16 protein-coding genes and 1 riboswitch are annotated in these 18,259 nt (G+C 61.6%); of the genes, 11 read left to right on the forward strand and 5 right to left on the reverse strand.

Features of this window, described 5'->3' with window-relative positions; genetic code table 11:
• Nucleotides 1-22 precede the first annotated feature (22 nt).
• Nucleotides 23-1,069: a diacylglycerol/lipid kinase family protein gene (locus EDF61_RS07895; protein WP_105658640.1), complete on the forward strand. Its 1,047-nt coding sequence runs from the start codon at nt 23-25 to the stop codon at nt 1,067-1,069.
• A 65-nt stretch (nt 1,070-1,134) separates the two neighbouring features.
• Here the strand turns inward: EDF61_RS07895 and pheA are convergent, their stop codons facing one another.
• Together pheA and EDF61_RS07905 are read right to left on the reverse strand one after the other, a co-directional pair.
• Nucleotides 1,135-2,058: a prephenate dehydratase gene (gene pheA / locus EDF61_RS07900; RefSeq protein ID WP_133833728.1), complete on the reverse strand. Its 924-nt coding sequence runs from the start codon at nt 2,056-2,058 to the stop codon at nt 1,135-1,137.
• Complete coding sequence (locus tag EDF61_RS07905) at nt 2,055-2,381, reverse strand: rhodanese-like domain-containing protein (protein ID WP_105658642.1); 327 nt, start codon at nt 2,379-2,381, stop codon at nt 2,055-2,057. The genes pheA and EDF61_RS07905 overlap by 4 nt, the downstream gene beginning before the upstream one ends.
• A gap of 67 nt (nt 2,382-2,448) precedes the next feature.
• On the opposite strand from EDF61_RS07905, the gene EDF61_RS07910 reads away from it, so the two are divergent.
• Nucleotides 2,449-3,795, forward strand: a complete 1,347-nt coding sequence (locus EDF61_RS07910; RefSeq protein WP_133833729.1) for an amidase — start codon at nt 2,449-2,451, stop codon at nt 3,793-3,795.
• 52 nt (nt 3,796-3,847) lie between these two features.
• A complete protein-coding gene (locus EDF61_RS07915; protein ID WP_105658644.1) occupies nt 3,848-5,305 on the forward strand; it encodes a peptide MFS transporter in 1,458 nt (485 codons plus the stop codon).
• Nucleotides 5,306-5,368: 63 nt separating this feature from the next.
• Here EDF61_RS07915 and EDF61_RS07920 read toward each other — a convergent pair whose 3' ends face one another.
• Nucleotides 5,369-5,707 (reverse strand): DUF4190 domain-containing protein, encoded by a 339-nt coding sequence (locus tag EDF61_RS07920; protein ID WP_105658645.1) that lies wholly within the window; start codon nt 5,705-5,707, stop codon nt 5,369-5,371.
• Nucleotides 5,708-5,763: 56 nt separating this feature from the next.
• On the opposite strand from EDF61_RS07920, the gene pgm reads away from it, so the two are divergent.
• Nucleotides 5,764-7,362: a phosphoglucomutase (alpha-D-glucose-1,6-bisphosphate-dependent) gene (gene pgm / locus EDF61_RS07925; RefSeq protein WP_133833730.1), complete on the forward strand. Its 1,599-nt coding sequence runs from the start codon at nt 5,764-5,766 to the stop codon at nt 7,360-7,362.
• Here the strand turns inward: pgm and EDF61_RS07930 are convergent.
• Together EDF61_RS07930 and EDF61_RS07935 are read right to left on the reverse strand one after the other, a co-directional pair.
• Nucleotides 7,359-8,807 (reverse strand): amino acid permease, encoded by a 1,449-nt coding sequence (locus EDF61_RS07930; protein ID WP_133833731.1) that lies wholly within the window; start codon nt 8,805-8,807, stop codon nt 7,359-7,361. The two genes, pgm and EDF61_RS07930, sit on opposite strands and share 4 nt — an antisense overlap.
• Before the next feature lie 79 nt (nt 8,808-8,886).
• On the reverse strand, nt 8,887-10,320 hold the full coding sequence (locus tag EDF61_RS07935) for an aldehyde dehydrogenase family protein (RefSeq protein WP_133833732.1): 1,434 nt from the start codon (nt 10,318-10,320) through the stop codon (nt 8,887-8,889).
• A gap of 89 nt (nt 10,321-10,409) precedes the next feature.
• Between EDF61_RS07935 and EDF61_RS07945 the strand changes: the two genes are divergently transcribed.
• The 7 genes from EDF61_RS07945 (at nt 10,410) to EDF61_RS07975 (ending at nt 18,205) form a co-directional block, all read left to right on the forward strand.
• Nucleotides 10,410-11,939, forward strand: a complete 1,530-nt coding sequence (locus EDF61_RS07945) for a hypothetical protein (RefSeq protein ID WP_166650739.1) — start codon at nt 10,410-10,412, stop codon at nt 11,937-11,939.
• Nucleotides 11,936-12,304, forward strand: a complete 369-nt coding sequence (locus EDF61_RS07950) for a GntR family transcriptional regulator (RefSeq protein WP_105658650.1) — start codon at nt 11,936-11,938, stop codon at nt 12,302-12,304. Before EDF61_RS07945 ends, EDF61_RS07950 begins: the two co-directional genes overlap by 4 nt.
• 34 nt (nt 12,305-12,338) lie before the next feature.
• A riboswitch (TPP riboswitch) is annotated at nt 12,339-12,433 on the forward strand.
• Entirely contained in the window at nt 12,423-13,217 is a 795-nt protein-coding gene (gene thiM, locus EDF61_RS07955) for a hydroxyethylthiazole kinase (RefSeq protein WP_013347455.1), read from the forward strand. Its footprint overlaps the riboswitch before it by 11 nt.
• Nucleotides 13,210-13,851, forward strand: a complete 642-nt coding sequence (thiE, locus tag EDF61_RS07960) for a thiamine phosphate synthase (protein ID WP_105662183.1) — start codon at nt 13,210-13,212, stop codon at nt 13,849-13,851. Before thiM ends, thiE begins: the two co-directional genes overlap by 8 nt.
• A complete protein-coding gene (thiD, locus tag EDF61_RS07965) occupies nt 13,848-15,272 on the forward strand; it encodes a bifunctional hydroxymethylpyrimidine kinase/phosphomethylpyrimidine kinase (protein ID WP_105662184.1) in 1,425 nt (474 codons plus the stop codon). The genes thiE and thiD overlap by 4 nt, the downstream gene beginning before the upstream one ends.
• A gap of 27 nt (nt 15,273-15,299) precedes the next feature.
• The gene (locus EDF61_RS07970; protein ID WP_133833734.1) at nt 15,300-16,583 is read left to right on the forward strand and encodes a uracil-xanthine permease family protein; all 1,284 of its coding nucleotides are present in this window, start codon (nt 15,300-15,302) and stop codon (nt 16,581-16,583) included.
• A gap of 215 nt (nt 16,584-16,798) precedes the next feature.
• Nucleotides 16,799-18,205 (forward strand): sugar porter family MFS transporter, encoded by a 1,407-nt coding sequence (locus tag EDF61_RS07975; protein WP_133833735.1) that lies wholly within the window; start codon nt 16,799-16,801, stop codon nt 18,203-18,205.
• Nucleotides 18,206-18,259 lie beyond the last annotated feature (54 nt).

Here is an 18,259-nt window from a genome sequence, read left to right on the forward strand (position 1 = left end):
TCATGAGTACGATGAGAGCATTATGCAGACAAATCGTGTGATCGTTTTCTCTGCCGTGGCTGCTGCAGCTGCCGCCGCGGCGACCAGTTGGTATTCGGTGCGCAAGCTTTCGAACTACAGCAAACCGCTGATCAAGCAACCCGAAGCGGCTGAACAGGCAGCGGCTACCAAGGTGGCCCTGGTCATCAATCCTTCCAAGTCAGGTGCTGACGAAGCAAGGGAAGCCGTGGTCCGCGTCTGCGCTGAAGCGGGCCTGGAAGCACCGCTGGTCCTTGAAACGACCAAGGACAACGCCGGCCAGGATGCAGCCCGTGAAGCACTCGATGCGCAATGCGACACAATTATTGCCGCAGGTGGCGACGGAACCATCCGCGCCGTCGCGGAAGTGCTCGAAGGCACCGGCGCATCCCTGGGAATCCTGCCGCTGGGCACTGGCAACCTGCTGGCCCGCAACGTGGATATTCCGCTCGATGACCTGCACACCGCGGCGCTGGTGGCAGTGCGCGGGATGGTTCGCCGGATCGACGTCGGGCACATGAAGCTGCAGCTGCTGGACGGCAAGGAGGCGGATCATGCTTTCCTGGTCATCGCCGGCGTGGGCACCGACGCCGACCTGTTTGACGACACCAACGAAGAGCTGAAATCCAAGGTCGGCTGGCTGGCCTACTCGGAAGCCGGCCTGCGCCAGTTGCCGGGCCAGCGCAAGAAGGTCAGCTTCAAGCTCTCGGGCGACGAGAGCTGGCAGACCCGCAAGGTCCGTTCGGTGCTCTTCGCCAACTGCGGAAAGCTGCAGGGCCTGGATTTCGTGCCCGACGCCAAGATCGACGACGGCGTGCTCGACGCAGTGATCCTTTCTCCCCGCTCGGCCGCCGGCTGGACCTGGATCCTGCTCAAGACCGCATTCCGCGCCAAGAACAAGATTCCGGTGATGAGCTTCTACCAGACCTCTGGCGTGTCGCTGCGTTGCGATGAGCCGATGAATACCCAGATCGACGGGGACCCCACCGGCCAGGTCAACGAACTGCAGGTGTCCGTGAACCCGAGCGCCCTGCGCCTGCGCACCCCGTAGCGCATGCCGAAGGCCCGGCCGATTTCCCCTTGCGGGGAGCTAGGCCGGGCCTTCGCGCTGCCTGCTTAAAGCCGGTCGCGCAGCGACTGCACCCAGGCACGGGCTTCACTGAAGGCCGCATCTGAATTATGCGTATCCACGGCCGGCTCCAGGCCTTGGGCGGCTGGGTAGGAACCGAGGAAGCGCAGCTGCGGGGACAGCCGGTGCAGCCCCGACAAGGCGGCGGCAACGCGTTCCTCGGCCACGTGGCCTTCGATATCGACGGAGAAGAAGTACTCGCCCAGGCTCTTGCCGGTAGGACGCGATTCGATGCGCGAGAGGTTCACGCCGCGCGCGGTGAATTGCTCGAGGATTTCCATCAGCGCACCGGGACGGTCCTCGGGCAGCGGCAGGATCAGCGTTGACTTGTCCACGCCGGTAGGCTGCGGAATCCTTCCCGGACGAGTCACGAGGATGAAGCGGGTCACCGCGCCGATATTGTCCTCGACCCCGCTGGCCAGCACCTTCAGGCCGCGCTCCTGGGCTACCAGCGGAGAGCAGATCGCCGCATCATGCGGCGGTTCGTCCTCTTCGAGAGCCAGGGCGCCGGCTGCCGTGGAAGAAGCCGGGGTGAATGCGGCCCCGGGAATATTCGCTTCGGCCCATAAGCGGCACTGCGCCCAGGCATGCCCGTGGGTGGAGATCTGCCTGATCTGCTCCAGCGAGTCGATGCCGGGGCGTACCGCCAGCACGAAAGTGATCGGAACCAGGATTTCGGAAACAATCTGCAGGGCTTCGCCCTGCGCAATGGCGTCCAAGGTGGCCGAAACGCCGCCTTCTACCGAGTTCTCGATCGGGACCATCGCCGCGTCCGCGGTCCCCTCGCGCACCATGGTCAGCGCCACGTTGACGTTGGAGGCCGCGATCCGCTGCGCCTCGGCAGCCCCGGGAACCTGCAGCAGGGCCGACTCGGTGAAAGTGCCAGCAGGTCCCAGATAGGCATAGTTCATCGTACGGTTGGCTCCTGGCCGTTATCCGCTTCCATTGGCAAGCCCGCTTCGATCCACGCATCGGAACCGCCGGCGACGTTGAAGGCGGTGTAGCCCATCACGGTGAGCCATGATGCGGCCTGGGCCGAACGGCCACCGGTACGGCAGATGACGTAGGTGTCTACATCCGGGTCAAGCTCGGAAATCTTCTCTGGCAAGGAGCCAAGGGGAATATGGGTTGCTCCGGCAGCACGGCCTGCTTCCCATTCGAAGTCTTCGCGCACGTCAAGGATGAAGGCATCCTTCGGGACATCATTGACCGAAACAGTCTCAAAATCGCTCACGGCTAGCATTCCTCTCACATAGGGTGTTTGCTTATAAGACTAGTCATTTCCTGCGTCGAAAGCCGACATGTTTCCCTCAAGCGCCCTGAAATTGCGAGACGAGCTGGCCCGCGGCGAGCGTTCAAGCCGCGAGGTCACCGAGCACTACCTCAAGCGCATCGAAGAGCAAGCGGACCTTGGCGCTTTCGTCCACGTGGCAGAAAATGCGATGGAGGCCGCGGCAGCGGCGGACCAGGCGCATGCCCGTGGCGACATTGGCCGCTTGCATGGGCTCCCCACCGCGTTCAAGGACCTCAATGACGTGGCCGGGATGCCTACCACCTATGGCACTGCGGCGATGCCTGCGATGGTCGCTGAACGTGATCACTCCTTGGTGGCCAGGCTGCGCGCCGAGGGCGTGGTGGTCCTGGGCAAGACGCAGGTTCCGGAATTCGGGCTGAGCAGCTATTCAGAGAACCTCGTGGCGCCCCCATCACGCAATCCCTTTGATCCCACGCGCTCGTCGGGCGGTTCCTCTGGCGGGCAGGCCGCGGCGATTGCCGCCGGCATGATTCCGCTGGGTCCGGGCTCTGATGGCGGCGGTTCGGTTCGCATCCCCGCGGCCGCCTGCGGGCTGGTAGGCCTGAAGCCTTCTTTGGGCCGCGTTCCCAGCGACATCCTTGATGGCTACACCGATCCCATGGGCGCACCGAAGCTAGCGGTTAGCGGACCGTTGGCCCATGATGCCTTGGATGCGGCTTTGCTGCTTGACGCCATGCGCGGCAAGGACCACTATCTGCCGTTACTGCAGGGAAGCTACCCCCAGCGCCTGGACGGGCTGAATATTGGGTACAGCATCCATTCCCCGTTTGAACCGGTCTATGAAATTACCCTGGCGCAAGAAGCCCGGGCTTCATTTGCCCAGGGCCTTGAACGCCTTGGAGAACGGCATCGCGTCCAGCCGGCCAACCTGCACTACGCCACGGACTATCCGGAAACCTTCGCGGCGGTGTGGACCAATGGGCTGAAGGACGTTCCGGTCGCGGATGATTCGCTGCTCGGCGATTTGGCAAGGGATTTCCGCCGACGCGCCGCCGACCGCTCGCTGGAACAGAGCCTGCAGGCAGGTTCGAGGTTGAAGCAGATTGCGGCCGACTTCGTGCGCCAATGGTCCGCCTACGATGTCGTGGCCACCCCTGCCATGGCCTCGATCCCGCCGAAGATCGGGCACTATACACAATCCACAGCCGATGTGGATTATATGTTGCAGTGCCAGTACACCCCCTACACTTCCATGGTGAACGTCGCCTCAGTAGCGGCCATCACCGTTCCGGTAGGCCACTCCAACGAGGGGTTACCAATGAGTATTCAGCTGATTTCCCCACGCTCGGACGAAGGACTGCTGCTCGCGCTGGCAGCCCAGATGCAGGTGTGACCTTTCCCATATAAGTAGGTACTCGGGTGGGCAAGGGCGAAAAATATTACGTATGTCTACTGCAACAACGAGCACCAAAGCTTCCGGAAAGACCTTCTTCGGTCACCCCGGTGCGCTCGCAAGCCTCTTCAGCGTGGAAATGTGGGAACGATTCTCCTTCTACGGCATGCAGGGCTTGCTGGCTTACTACATGTACTACTCGGTCACCGACGGCGGCCTGGGCATGGACCAGGGTCTGGCTCTGTCGCTGGTCGGCGCCTACGGCGGCGCTGTCTACCTGTCCACCATCCTGGGCGCGTGGCTCTCCGACCGCCTGTTCGGCTCGGAACGCGTCCTGTTCTTCTCGGCTATCGCGATCATGATCGGCCATATTGGCCTGGCGCTCCTGCCCGGCTATGCCGGACTGGTTATCGGCCTGATCTTCGTTGCCGTCGGTTCCGGCGGCCTGAAGGCCAACGCTGTAGCCCTGGTGGGCTCCCTGTACTCCAAGGAAGATCCGCGCATCGATGCCGGCTTCTCCCTGTTCTACATGGGCGTGAACATCGGCGGGCTGCTCGGCCCACTGCTCACCGGTTGGCTGCAGGTCCAGTACGGCTTCCACATCGGCTTTGCCGCTGCCGCGGTCGGCATGGCTATCGGCCTGGGGATCTATGCCCTTGGACGCAAGAAGCTGCCGGACTCCGGCCGCATCCCAAGCAACCCGCTGCCTGCCTCTGAGCGCAACCGCTATGTGGTCATCTTCGCTGCCGTGATCGTTTTGATCATTGCCGCTTTCGCATCCAAGATCGTGACTCCGGAGAATCTGGCAAGCACCATCGCCTACGTGGTGATCGCCGCTTCGATCATCTACTTCGCGTTGATCCTGCGCAGCAAGAAGGTTGACGCCACCGAGCGCAAGCAAGTCTGGGCATTCATTCCGTTCTACATCGGTTCGGCTGCTTTCTGGGCCCTGTTCCAGCAGCAGTTCACCTTCATTGCCGCTTACTCGGATCAGCGCCTGGACCGCCACCTGGGCAGCTGGGAAATGCCACCGAGCTGGGTTACCTCGATCAACCCGGTCTTCATCATCATCTTCGCCGGTATCTTCGCCGCATTATGGACCAAACTGGGCAAGCGCCAGCCACGCACATCAATGAAGTTCGGCCTGGCACTGGTGGTTGTGGGTGCGGCCTTCTTGCTGTTCATCCCGCTGGAATCCTTCGTGAAGACCCCGCTGCTGGCGCTGGTCGGCATCCTGCTGCTGTGCACCTTTGCCGAGCTGCTGCTCTCGCCAGTGGGCCAGGCAATTGCCACCAAGCTGGCTCCGGCCGCCTTCGGCACCCAGATGATCGCCTTGTTCTTCCTGTCGGTTTCGCTGGGCACCACCCTGTCGGGTGTGCTGGCCGGCTACTACACCGAGGGCAACGAGATCCCGTACTTCATCGCCATGGGCGGCACCGCTGTTGTCCTGGGTATTGCCATGATGGCAGCTACCCCGGCCTTGAAGAAGCTGATGGGCCCGATCCTCTAGGCGTTCGATCATGCGAAAAGCGGTTGGTTCATTTGAACCAACCGCTTTTTTCATGCCCGGGGATTATCGAAGAAGCCCTTGTGAGAAGGTCACGTTGTCGTAATACGAGTCGTAGCCGAACCCGGTTGACAATGCCCAGAAGAACCAGATGGCTACCGCATAAATGACTATGGCTAGTGCCAATCCAATCCATGAGGTAATTAGCCCGGCCAGGCTCAAGCCCCGGGAGCTGGGTTCACGCCGGTAGGCCAGGTGCCCGGTAATGACTCCGGCCAGCGGAACAAGGATAATGACAGTGAAGCCTAGCAACGACAAGATGCCAAGCACCAGGGAAGCCACCGAGAGGCCGGCGGATTCAGGCGGTCGTTGGTAGGGGTTCTGCGGATACTGGTAGTAGCTCATTTGCCTACCATTCTTCTACGAAACTGCGATAAGCGCATCAATCTGAAAGGCAATCTGTGGCACACCTCCGAGCTGGCCAGCCAGCCCAAGAATCAGACCTGATCAATTTGCAGGAGGTACTCGATGCCTACAGCACCCTGGTTCCTTCCAGCGGCAACCCCGACCAGGCCGTCTTTTTCGGCACCTCGGGACATCGCGGAAGCTCCCTGAACACCACCTTCAATGAAACGCATATCGCTGCGATCACCCAGGCCGTGGTCGACTACCGCAACGGTGCGGGGATCACCGGCCCGATGTACGTGGGCAAGGACAGCCACGCACTCTCCGCGCCCGCATACCGCACCGCCCTTGAAGTCTTGGCAGGCAACGGCGTCACCGTGCTCGCCGATGACGGACTGACTCCCACTCCAGCGGTCAGCCACGCAATCCTGGTACATAACGCTAGCGGCGGCGAACAGGCCGATGGCCTGATCATCACCCCATCGCACAACCCGCCAACCGACGGCGGCATCAAGTACAACCCGCCGCATGGCGGACCGGCAGAATCCGGAATCACCGGACCCATCGCTGCACGGGCCAACGAATTGCTGGCCAGCGGAGCGGTCAAGCGCGGCGAGCCGAATGCCCGGCCCTTCGACTTCCGCGAACTGTACATCGCCAATTTGGCTGAAGTCATCGACTTCAAGGCCATCGCCGAGTCCGGCATTTCCATTGGCGCAGATCCGCTGGGCGGGGCTTCGGTGCACTACTGGGGCGAAATCGGCCGCCGATACGGCCTGAACCTCGAAGTGGTCAACGAATCCGTGGATCCGTGCTTCGGCTTCATGACCTTGGACAAGGACGGGAAGATCCGCATGGATTGCTCCTCCGCCCATGCAATGGCCTCCCTCGTGGCCAATCGCGAGAAGTACGACATCGCGACCGGCAACGATGCCGATGCTGATCGCCACGGCATTGTCACCCCGGATGCCGGCCTGATGAATCCGAACCACTTCCTGGCCGTGGCCATCGACTACCTGCTCACCCACCGTCCGCAGTGGCCGGGTGATGCCCAGATCGGCAAGACCCTGGTCTCCTCGGTGCTCATCGACAAGGTGGTGGCTTCCCACGGCCGGACCCTGCGCGAGGTACCGGTGGGCTTCAAGTACTTCGTTGAACCGCTGGCTTCCGGCAGGGTCGCTTTTTGCGGGGAGGAATCGGCCGGCGCGAGCTTCTTGGACTTCTCCGGCAAGGCGTTCAGCACCGACAAGGACGGCCTGATGCTGGCCCTGCTGGCCAGCGAGATCCGCGCAGTAACCGGCAAGAGCCCCAGCCAGCTGCATACCGAACTGGTAGAGCGCCACGGCCCCAGCTTCTACGACCGCTTTGACGCGCCCGCAAATCGCGAGCAGAAGGCCGTACTGGGCAAGCTGGACCCATCGATGGTCACCGCTACCGAACTGGCATCGGATCCGATTACCGCCAAGGCCACGCAAGCGGCCGGCTTCCCCATTGGCGGCTTGAAGGTTTCCAGCGAGCACGCATGGTTTGCCGCGCGCCCATCGGGCACAGAAGACATCTACAAGATCTATGCAGAATCAGCAAAATCACCCGAGCATCTGCAGCAGGTGCTGGCTGAAGCTCGGGTGATTGTTGATGCTGCGCTAGCTGGCTAGTTCAGCTTTGCAGTCCATGGGTCGATGGCCACGGCTGGCTGCTTGCGGGTGGCCAGCCAGTGGCCCAGCCACAGCAGCAAGAAGATTGGCAGGCCAATGTAGCTGGAAGCCATCTGCAGCAGGTTTCCATCCACGATCGCCTGGTAGTTCTGGCCTGCGATCACCACGATCAGGATCACGAAAGCCAGAATCGGGCCCAGCGGGAATAGCGGCGCCTTGTACGGCAGGTTCGCGAGATCCTGTCCGCTAGCAATGTATGCCTTGCGGAACTTGTAGTGGCACACCGCGATACCCACCCAGGCGATAAAGCCGGAGAGGCCCGAAACGTTCAGCAGCCAGGTATATGCCGAGCCTTGGCCGATGATGGCGGTCAGGAAGCCAAAGAGGCCTACCGAGGCGGTTAGCAGCATTGCCGGCATCGGCACGCCGCGCTTGTTCAAGCGGGCGAAAATCTTTGGCGCCTTGCCGTCCAACGCCATCGAATAAAGCATGCGTGCAGAGGCATATAGCCCGGAATTGCCTGCGGAGAGGATGGCCGAGAGGATCACCGCATTCATCAGGGCCGCGGCGAATGCTACGCCCGCACGCTCGAAGACCAGGGTGAATGGCGAGGTGGTGATATCCGATGCCTCCGAAGACAGCAGCGATGGATCCATATACGGGATCAGCATGCCAATGACGAAGATCGCGCCGATGTAGAAGAGCATGATGCGCCAGAAGATCGCCTTGATGGCGCGTGGGATATCGCGCTTGGGGTTCTCGGCTTCGCCGGCGGCCACACCGATCAGTTCGGTTCCTTGGAAGGAGAAGCCGGCAATCATGAAGACCGAGACGATGGACAACCAGCCGCCAACAAATGGCGCTTCGCCATCGGTCCAATTGCTGAAGCCCGGGGTGGAATCACCCAGGATGCCGAAGATCATCGCGACACCGCAGATCAAGAAGACCACCACGGTGATGACCTTGATCGCGGCCAACCAGTATTCGCCCTCGCCAAAGGCCTTGGCGGACAGCGCGTTCAAGCCGGTGAGCAGCACCAGGAAGATGGCCGCCCAGATCCACCCCGGGGCATCAGGGAACCAGTAGGACATGATGATGCCGGCGGCTACCAGCTCGGCAGCCACGGTGATGGCCCAGTTGAACCAGTAGTTCCAGCCGATTGCGAAGCCGAAGTGGCGGTTCACGAAGACCGTTGCGTAGGTCTGGAAGGAACCAGCGACCGGAAGGCGGGCGCTCATTTCTCCCAACGACTGCATCAGGAGCAGCACCATCATGCCGATCAGCGCGTAGGCCACCAGCGAACCGCCTGGGCCAGCTTGGGCAATGGTGCCGCCGGACGCGACGAATAGTCCGGTACCAATCGAGCCGCCAATGGCAATCATCTGCATATGGCGAGCTTTGAGGCCACGCTTCAGACCGTCCTGGGACGGTGCGGGCTCAGTCATGCGTTACATCTCCTGATGCTTGAAAATTTCCAACCTATCCATCCAAGCACCCTGACAAGCCATAACGCTATGAACCGCGCTACAGTAAGCGATCAATAATCTTTCGCTTAGCCCATGAATACGGAGGATATATTGCGCTCAAGGTGTCAACTACGGTCGTTTTGTTGAGTTCTGAGCGCATCTGCGAAAGCCGTTCGAATCCATGTTTGCCGTGGTAAGCCCCCATTCCACTCGGTCCGACGCCACCAAAAGGCAGGGTTGGAACGATCATCTGGGCCAACGGAGCATTGTGCACTATGGAGCCGGCTCGCACCCGATCAGAGAAAATCGACTGCAGGCGCGGACTTTCGCTCATCAGGTAAGCGGCCAGCGGTGATGGCCGCCGGGCAATGAATTCGAGGGCTTCCTCGAAGGTTTCCACCTCGACCACCGGCAGGATAGGACCGAAAATCTCTTCGGTCATCAAACTTCCCTCGAGGTCCACATTGCGCATGATGCTCGGAGCGATGCGCAAGGTATCCTCGTCGTATTCGCCGCCGAAAACCACCTCGCCCTGCTCGAACATCGACAACAGCCGGTCAAAGTGCTTGCGGCTGACGATGCGGCCAAAGTCCGGATGGGTCAGCGGCTCCTTGCCGTAGAAGCTGGTGATGGCCTGGCCCAGGCGCTTGATGAGCTCAGACGAGTCGCCCACGCTCAATACGTAATCCGGGGCCACGCAGGTCTGGCCGGCATTCATGAATTTGGCGTAGGCCAAGCGCTTTGCGGAAGCCAACGAATCGTTTTCCACCACGGCCGGCGACTTTCCGCCCAGTTCCAAGGTGGTTGGTGTCAGATGCTTCGCAGCCGCTGCAGCCACGATCTTGGCCACGCGTTCACCGCCGGTGTAGAAAATATGATCCCAGCGGGCGCCGAGCAACTCCGTGGAGGTATCCACCCCGCCTTCAACTACCGCGTAGACACGTTCGTCGAGGTAGACCGGGAGGAACTTGGCCAAGGCGCCTGAGGTCGCAGGAGCCAGTTCCGATGGCTTGATCACCGCCGCGTTGCCGGCAGCAATGGCCGCGACCAGCGGTGCGAGCACCAGCTGAACCGGGTAGTTCCAGGCGCCGATAATCAGCACGACCCCCAGCGGGCGCGGCTCAACCTTGGCAATGGCTGGTTGCAAAGCCAGCGGTACCTTGACGCTGGTGGAATCCATCCATTCAACGAGGTGGCGCTGGGCGAAATCTATTTCTGCCCGCACCACGTCGATTTCGGAGAATTTGGCTTCGGTGGCACTCTTGCCCAAGTCCTCGGCCAGGGCCTGGACGAAGTCTTCCAGATGCTCTTCGAGCATCTTCTCCAGGGCCTTGAGCTGCTGCAGGCGGAAGCGTCGCGGATGCGTGATCCGCGTGTCCGCAGAACGCCGCAAATGGCTCAGAACTGTTGCTATGCGCGATGGATGCTCGTCCACCGGAGGTGCGGAATCACCGACCGGTTCGGGCAACGGAGTGGAAGTAAACAGACCCATGATTTGAGCGTACGTCACTGGGACTATTTTTCATCGTTTAATTCGCCGGAGGATTCAATATGTATCAAATAGTTGATACATTGATTTCCATGAACCAGTTCTCGGCGAGCGCCATATCCATCGCTTTCGTTGCCGCAATCATCTGCGTTTGGTTGCGTTCGGTGGCGCACAGGCGTGGAACACCAGCTATCGACCGGGCCCGATCCCACTCGTTCTGGTGCGCATTGATCGCATTCTTTGCTTCAACCTCATGGGATTTGTCCGAGACCTGGCGCGTTTCAATGACCGAGCCCAATTCAGGTTCGGCTCTCGCTGAAGCACTCACTCCGGGGATCTGGGTTCTTCTGGTTTACCTCATCGGCTTGTTCACTTGGCCCAAGGAACTCCAGCCAGTGCGCACCGCTTCATTAGAGGCCCGCAGCCTGACAACTCCATTTCCCAAGGCCCTAGGGGCTTTCGTTGGGCTTTTGCTGCTGATCGCGGTCGGCTCCCTGTGGCCGGCGTCCAAAGTCGAAGGGCTCGTTGGCGTTCCGGCCTCGGAATTCACGACCTTTGATTTTGACGGCATCTATTCATACACGTCGGAGGGTCCGTATGATGGGCGGTTGCCGGGCACACAGATGCTCCCGGTATTCATCGTGGCCCTGGCAGGGATCATCGTGGCCGCGGCTGTGATTACCGTAGTTATCCTGAAAAGACCTGCCTTGGCCGGCATCTCGGCCGAAGACAACCAAGCGTTGCGCACGGTCTGGCTCAACCGCTTGATGCGCAATATCGGCATCGTCTTGCTGGCCTTCACCGTGTCGGTGGTCAATTACTCGCAGGCTAATTCGCCGGATGGACAGTACGAGTTCGTTAGCTATGGCGCCCTTGCGGTCGCCCTCACGTTGCTCTTCTGGGGACCGCGCTCTACATTCTCAGCTCAATCCACCACCAGGGAACGGACCGCCTTCTCGCGTTTGCGTGATCAACTATTCACCTTGCAATACGTAACTGCAGCACTCACCTTGCTCAGCGTTGCAATCGGCTGGTCATTCTTGCCACTGGATGACGAGCTCCAGATGCCTACCAATGAGCGAACTACGTGGATCTTAATGATCTTTGCCGGTGCGGCTTTGAGCTATGCCGTTCTCAATGCGCTTTATCTCAGCTACGTCAGCACGGTGGCCCGGCAGGCGTCTGCAGCACCCAAGTACCACGCGCCCCTGCCCTTGTGGTCCTACATCGCCGCTGGCTTGCTGTTTGCCACCAGCACCTATTTTCTGCTCGATCCGCCGCTGGACTATTTGTGGGGCTTCGTGCCTCCAGGCAAGACAATGGTTGCAGGATTGATCCTGCTGTTGCTGGCAACCCATCTTGGATTCGTCTGGTTCTCCCGCCGGGCAATTATTCCCTGGGCTGTCTCGTCGGCCGAAGAAATCTGGTACCGCAAGGTCCTGGAACTGCGTTCAATGCGTGTTAACACCAGTGCAGTGGTAGCCATGCTGCTCATTGGCTACGGATTCCCGGCCGGGCTGGGACTCTTTGCATTGCTCATCTTCGTTGTCCCAGCAGTCATTTTCCTAGAGCGCCCCGGTAGCGCCTTCGTGCGGGAACATCGGCCGGCAGCTACTTCATGAGCACGCAGATCAGTGTTGACCTCCAAGCAGCTACCCCGCCCTATGAGCAGATCCGCTCGCAGATTGCTTCACTGATCTCCTTGGGAGATCTGCCCTCGGGGAGCAAGCTGCCTACTGTGCGTGCGCTGGCCACGGACCTCGGCGTCGCTGCCGGTACAGTGGCGCGCGCCTACAAGGAGCTGGAAGCCGAAGAGCTGATCACCTCCCGGCGCCGTGCCGGCACAGTGGTCAACGAGCGGCCGCAGCCGGTGGATACCAGTGAAGATCTCCTGGCCGCCGTGGATCACCTCTGGGCGTTGGCGGCCGCGCAGAAGGTGGATGCGGCCACGCTCAAGGCCTTGGTGGCGCGGCGCGAACGTAAGTAACTTGTCCTCGGAACCGGTTGTGCGTACGCTCTATGGCAGTGACACGGGGTGTCGGATCAACCGACTGAGATAAGACCCGTAGAACCTGATCTAGTTCACGCTAGCGGAGGGATGTCGCATGGCTTTGCATGCAGTTGCCCAAAAATACCGGCAACAATCACCTTTGGTTTTTTGCCTGACCAATACCGTCGTATCCAATTTCACCGCCAATGTCTTGCTGGCATCCGGGGCTTCCCCGGCCATGACGGATCTGCCCGGAGAGGCCGGCCCATTCGCGCAGGCAGCTTCAGCCGTATTGGTGAATTTGGGAACTCCAAGCACTGAACAGCTGACCGCCATGGAAGAAGCTGTGCAGTCGGCGAGCGCTGCAGGCACCCCCTGGGTCCTGGATCCAGTGGCAGTGGGAGCGCTTCCGGTGCGCACGGAGTTTGCCCGGCGCATTGTCCGGCAACGCCCGACCCTGATTCGCGGCAACGCCTCGGAAATCCTGGCCCTGGCCGGCCGGCAATCTGCTTCGCGCGGTGTCGATGCCTTGGATGAGGTTTCTGCCGCCTTGGCGGCGGGACGCGAACTGGCCACGGAACACGACTGCGTAGTGGCCATTTCCGGCCAGGCTGACGCCATCATCGACGCCACGCGTACCGTCTTGGTGCATACCAACGGAATTGGCTTGACCCGGATGACAGGTGGCGGCTGCGCCTTGGGCGCGGTCTGCGCCGGGATGGTTGCGGTCCACGATGACCCGTTTGAGGCCACCATCGCAGCCCACGGTTTCTATGGCCTGGCCGCGGAAAAGGCCCTGGCTGGCAGCTCCGGTCCGGGCAGCTTCGCAGTTGCCTTCCTTGATGCGCTGTCGGCTGCCGATCCCGGGGAACTGAAGACTTTGAAGTACGAGGAATTGAACCATGCATAATTACGGCGCTTATCTAGTAGCCAACACTGCCAGCTGCACCCCACGCAGCACCCTGGAAGTTATCGAGGGCGCCGTCGCCGGAGGGATCGGGTGGATCCAGCTGCGCGCCAAGGATGAAAGCGCCCGGGAATTCTTCGAGCTGGCCTGCGCGGCTGCCAAGCTCACCGAGGGCAAAGCCCAGTTGCTGATCAATGACCGCATTGACGTCTACCTCGCGTCACGGGCTGCTGGCGCAGCAGTTAACGGCATCCATATCGGGCAAAAAGATGTGCCGGTACAGTTGGCTCGCCAGATCATCGGCGAGGGCATCATCGGCTTGAGTGCTTCCAGCGATGAGCAATTGGCCCAGGCGAACAAGGACGCCTCGGTGATCGACTACCTCGGTGTAGGAGCCATCCGCGCCACTCCGACGAAAAAAGACCATCCTGCTCCCCTGGGGCTGGACGGCTTTGCGCGAGCCGCTGCCTTGGCCAAGCTGCCCTGCGTAGCGATCGGCGCAATTACCCAAGACGATGCCGCCGCGATCCGCACCGGCGGCGGCGCAGGCCTGGCCGTGGTCCGCGCCATCTGCAACGCCGAAGATCCGCAACTTGCCAGCGCGCAGCTGGTCGCAGCCTGGGAGGCCTCGAAATGAACATCCTATCCATCGCAGGCTCCGATCCTTCCGGCGGCGCCGGAATCCAAGCGGATCTGAAGGCCATTGCCGCCAACGGCGGCTACGGAATGTGCGTGATCACCGCTTTGACTGCGCAAAACACCCATGGGGTATCCGGAGTTCAGGCGATCAGCGGCGATTTCGTCCTCGCGCAGCTCGAAGCCGTGAGTACAGATATCCGCATCGATGCGATCAAGATCGGGATGCTGGCCAACGCCGAGGTGATCCGCGCAGTCACCAGCTGGCTGGAAACTGTTGACGCCCCCGTCGTGCTGGACCCGGTCATGGTGGCGACCAGCGGGGATCGCCTGCTCGACGACGAATCGGCCCTTGATTCACTGCTGGATCGCGCCACGGTGATTACCCCGAACCTGCTGGAGCTGGCCAGCTTGCTGCGCGAGCCTGTGGCCCCTTCCTGGGACGAAGCCCTGCGCCAGGCCCAGCGGCTGGCTGCCAAGCACGGCACGCTGGTGCTGGCCAAGGGCGGGCACCTGGCCGGGGCGGATTGCCCCGATGCCCTGGTGTCGGCGGGCGGGGTGCAGCTGGAGCTGCACGGACCGCGCCATGCCACCAGGAACACCCACGGCACCGGCTGCACCCTTTCCAGCACTCTGGCTACCCGCTTCGCTGCCACTGGAGATTGGATCGCCGCGTTGGAGCAGTCCAAGTCCTACCTCTCCAAGGCCATCGCAGCGGCCGACCAATTGCAGGTGGGCAGCGGCCACGGCCCGGTCAACCACTTCATCGACTTCTTCGGCACGGCAGATCCCATGGGCGACTGGTGGCAGAAGATCCAGCCGATCCGCGAGGAAATCGACCAGCTGGATTTCATCACCCGGCTATCCGAGGGCACCTTGGACCGGGATGACTTCCACTACTACATCGCCCAGGATGCGCTGTATCTGCTGCGTTACGCCAAGGTGCTTTCGCTGGCCAGCTCGATGGCGCCGGATCTCGGTGCCCAGCGTTTCTGGTCGCGTGGCGCCAACGGCATCCTCGATGGCGAGCTGCAGCTGCACGGCAGCTACCTGGATGAGTTCGCTGATACGCCCAGCGCCACCACGCTGAACTACACCAACCACCTGGCCGCCAGCCAGGAGAGCTACGGGGAGCTGATTGCCGCGATCCTGCCTTGCTACTGGCTGTACCAGGACATCGGCAAGCGGCTGGCGGCAGCCAACCATGCCGAGCATCCTTATCGGCAATGGCTGGAAACCTATGCATCCGAGGAATTCGATTCCGCCACCGAGCAGGCCATCGAAATGGTCCGCCAGGCGTTCGAGCAGGCAGATCCGCAGCTGCGGGCCCGCATGGAGGCCGCTTTCATCCGCTCCGCGGAACATGAGCGCTCTTTCTTCGCGCAGGCGCACGAGAACCGAGTAGACTTCTCTACGGCCTAAAACCCGCAGGGCCCGGGAAGAGGAATCATGAGTTGGAGCATTCACGGCAACGGCAGGACCATCACCCCAGGTGAGGTAGTTGCCCCGGATGAGCGGCTGCATTGGCCGCAGACCGTTTCCATCGGAGCCCAGCACATCCTGGCGATGTTCGGCGCCAGCATCCTGGTGCCAACCATCACCGGCTTCCCGGTCACCACGACCTTGCTGTTCACCGGCCTGGCCACCGTCATCTTCTTGCTGATGACCAGGAACAAGGTGCCCAGCTACCTCGGCTCGTCCTTTGCGATGATTGCCCCGGTCCTCTCGACCACCCAGTCGCACAGCATGTCCGGCGCGCTGGGCGGCATCGTGATGACCGGGGCCTTGCTGTTCGTTGTCGGGCTGATCGTGCAGAAGACCGGCACCGGCTGGATCCACGCCCTGATGCCGCCGGTGGTCATGGGCACCATCGTGGCGCTCATCGGCCTGAATTTGGCCAGCGCAACGCTGGTTCCCATGACCGAGTTCCCGCTGACCACTTTCCTCACGGTGATCTTTACCGTGGTCGCGACCGTTGCGTTCAAGGGCCTGCTGGGCCGGTTGTCGATCCTCATGGGACTTCTTTGCGGCTACCTTGTTGCGCTGGCCCAGGGGCAGGTGAGCTTCAAGGCGGTTGCTGCCGCAGAGTGGATCGGACTGCCAGAATTCCACACCCCGACCCTCCACTTCGACACTGCGCTGATGTTCCTGCCTGCGGTGTTCGTGCTGATCGCCGAGAACATCGGCCATGTGCGCACCGTGGGCGTGATGACCAATCGCGACCTGTCGAAGTTCAACGGCCGTGCGCTGATGGCCGATGGCGCTGCCAGCGTGCTCGCCGGTTTCGGCGGCGGTTCGGCCACGACCACCTATGCCGAGAACATCGGCGTGATGGCCGCTTCGCGCGTGTACTCGACCGCGGCCTATTGGATCGCTGCGATTGTGGCCGTGGCCCTGGCCTTCCTGCCGAAGTTCGGCGCATTGATCGGCACCATTCCAGAAGGCGTGATCGGCGGCTTGGGCATCGTGCTCTACGGCATGATCGGCATCGTCGGCGCGCGCCTGTGGATCGAGGCGAAGGTGGATTTCGGCAACCCGATCAACTTGATGACCGCCGGCACCGGCCTGATTATCGCCATTGCGGTGACCAAGGAAATCGCTTTCGGCCAGCTCCAGCTGGGCGGCATCGCCCTGGGCTCGATCGCCACCTTGGTGGTCTTCCACCTGATGAGTATCGTCGCCAAGATGCGCGGCAACGATTTGGCGGACTCGCAGAAGCCTGCGGATAGCTAGCAAATAAATTCCCCGCAGGCCGGCATCGCGATAACTCGCAATGCCGGCCTGCTTTTTTGCCAAGAATTCGGGAGCTGGCCAGTCATGAAGCGGCGACGCGCACTGGGCCTCCCCCGGTCTTGAAGTAAGGACTCCTTCCAATTTGTGATCGATCTCCCATAAAAAATCGGGAAATCGGGATTCTGCGGCTCTCGAATCCGATAGCATGGCTCATTGTGACTGCGACTACATCAGACGGAAAACTCTCCGCGCGGCTCATCTTCATCGCCCTCGGGGCGGCATTGGGTGGGTTCGTTTTCGGATATGACTCATCAATCGTTAACGGCACCGTGGACGCTGTCGAGCACGAATTCGGGCTCAACGCGGTAACCATCGGATTCACCGTTTCCTGCGCCCTGCTCGGCGCAGCACTGGGAGCCTGGATAGCGGGTGTGGTCTCCGAACGCGTGGGACGCGTGCGCACCATGCTCTTCGCCTCCATCCTCCTGGCAGCATCAGCCATCGGCTGCGGCCTGTGCTTCGGCGTAGCCGACCTGATCATCTGGCGCATTGTCGGCGGCATCGGCGTGGGCTTCGCCTCGGTGATCGCCCCTGCCTACATTGCCGAAGTCTCCCCGGCCGCGCATCGCGGACGCCTGGGCACCATGCAGCAGATGGCCATCGTGCTGGGCATCTTCGTGGCCTTCCTGGTCAGCGCGCTGCTGGTCTTCGTCATGGGCTCGGCGGATGCCGTCGGCTTGTTCGGCCTGGCGGCCTGGCGCTGGATGTACCTGTCGCTGCTGGTTCCAGCAGTGCTCTACGGCCTGCTCTCGCTGCGCCTGCCCGAATCTCCCCGCTACCTGGTCGAGCGCGGCCGCTTCGTTGAAGCAGCTACCGTGCTGACCCGCGATATGGGCATGAACGCCGGCACGGATACCGAAAAGAAGATCGAAGAGATCCGCTCCACCGTGCACATCGAGCGCCGCCAGGTCTTCAAGGACCTGCTGGGCCGCTTCGGCTTCCACCCGCTGGTGTGGGTCGGCATCCTGCTCTCGGTCTTCCAGCAGTTCGTCGGCATCAACGTGATCTTCTACTACTCCACGACGCTGTGGAAGTCCGTCGGCTTTGCCGAATCGGATTCCTTCACGATTTCGCTGATCACCTCGGCGACCAACGTGCTGGCAACGATCGTGGCGGTGCTGCTGATCGACGTGCTGGGACGCAAGCTGCTGCTCACCATCGGCTCGGCCATCATGACCTTGTCGCTGGGCATGATGGCGGTAGCGTTCGCGCAGTCGGTCACCATCGACGGCGCCGTGTCGCTGCCGGGCAGCTGGGGCATCGTCGCCCTGGTCTCGGCCAACCTGTTCGTGGTCGGCTTCGGCGCCACCTGGGGTCCGGCCGTATGGGTATTGCTCGGCGAGATCTTCCCGAACTCGATCCGCGCCATGGCACTCGGAGTGGCAGCCTCGGCGCAGTGGATCGCCAACTTCGCCGTTTCCACCACCTTCCCGGCCCTCGCCGAGGCAGGCTTGGCATTGGCCTACGGCATCTACGCATTCTTCGCGCTGCTTTCCCTGATCTTCGTGATCTTCCTGGTCAAGGAAACCAAGGGGCGCCAACTCGAGGAGATGACCCTCTAGGCACCACCCGCAGGGCATTGCGGATTGCGCAAAGGAGGCAGGAACCAAGATGGT

The sequence above is a fragment of the Arthrobacter sp. JUb115 genome (genome assembly GCF_004365035.1).
Lineage (GTDB): Bacteria > Actinomycetota > Actinomycetes > Actinomycetales > Micrococcaceae > Glutamicibacter.

Coding starts and splice junctions, on each gene's coding strand:
- EDF61_RS07930 (WP_133833731.1), bottom strand. CDS start 8,807: ATGACTGAGCCCGCACCGTCCCAGGACGGTCTGAAGCGTGGCCTCAAA.
- thiD (WP_105662184.1), top strand. CDS start 13,848: ATGAACATCCTATCCATCGCAGGCTCCGATCCTTCCGGCGGCGCCGGA.
- EDF61_RS07935 (WP_133833732.1), bottom strand. CDS start 10,320: ATGGGTCTGTTTACTTCCACTCCGTTGCCCGAACCGGTCGGTGATTCC.
- EDF61_RS07920 (WP_105658645.1), bottom strand. CDS start 5,707: ATGAGCTACTACCAGTATCCGCAGAACCCCTACCAACGACCGCCTGAA.
- EDF61_RS07915 (WP_105658644.1), top strand. CDS start 3,848: ATGTCTACTGCAACAACGAGCACCAAAGCTTCCGGAAAGACCTTCTTC.
- thiM (WP_013347455.1), top strand. CDS start 12,423: ATGGCTTTGCATGCAGTTGCCCAAAAATACCGGCAACAATCACCTTTG.
- EDF61_RS07945 (WP_166650739.1), top strand. CDS start 10,410: ATGAACCAGTTCTCGGCGAGCGCCATATCCATCGCTTTCGTTGCCGCA.
- EDF61_RS07950 (WP_105658650.1), top strand. CDS start 11,936: ATGAGCACGCAGATCAGTGTTGACCTCCAAGCAGCTACCCCGCCCTAT.
- EDF61_RS07970 (WP_133833734.1), top strand. CDS start 15,300: ATGAGTTGGAGCATTCACGGCAACGGCAGGACCATCACCCCAGGTGAG.
- EDF61_RS07910 (WP_133833729.1), top strand. CDS start 2,449: ATGTTTCCCTCAAGCGCCCTGAAATTGCGAGACGAGCTGGCCCGCGGC.
- pheA (WP_133833728.1), bottom strand. CDS start 2,058: ATGAACTATGCCTATCTGGGACCTGCTGGCACTTTCACCGAGTCGGCC.
- thiE (WP_105662183.1), top strand. CDS start 13,210: ATGCATAATTACGGCGCTTATCTAGTAGCCAACACTGCCAGCTGCACC.
- EDF61_RS07895 (WP_105658640.1), top strand. CDS start 23: ATGCAGACAAATCGTGTGATCGTTTTCTCTGCCGTGGCTGCTGCAGCT.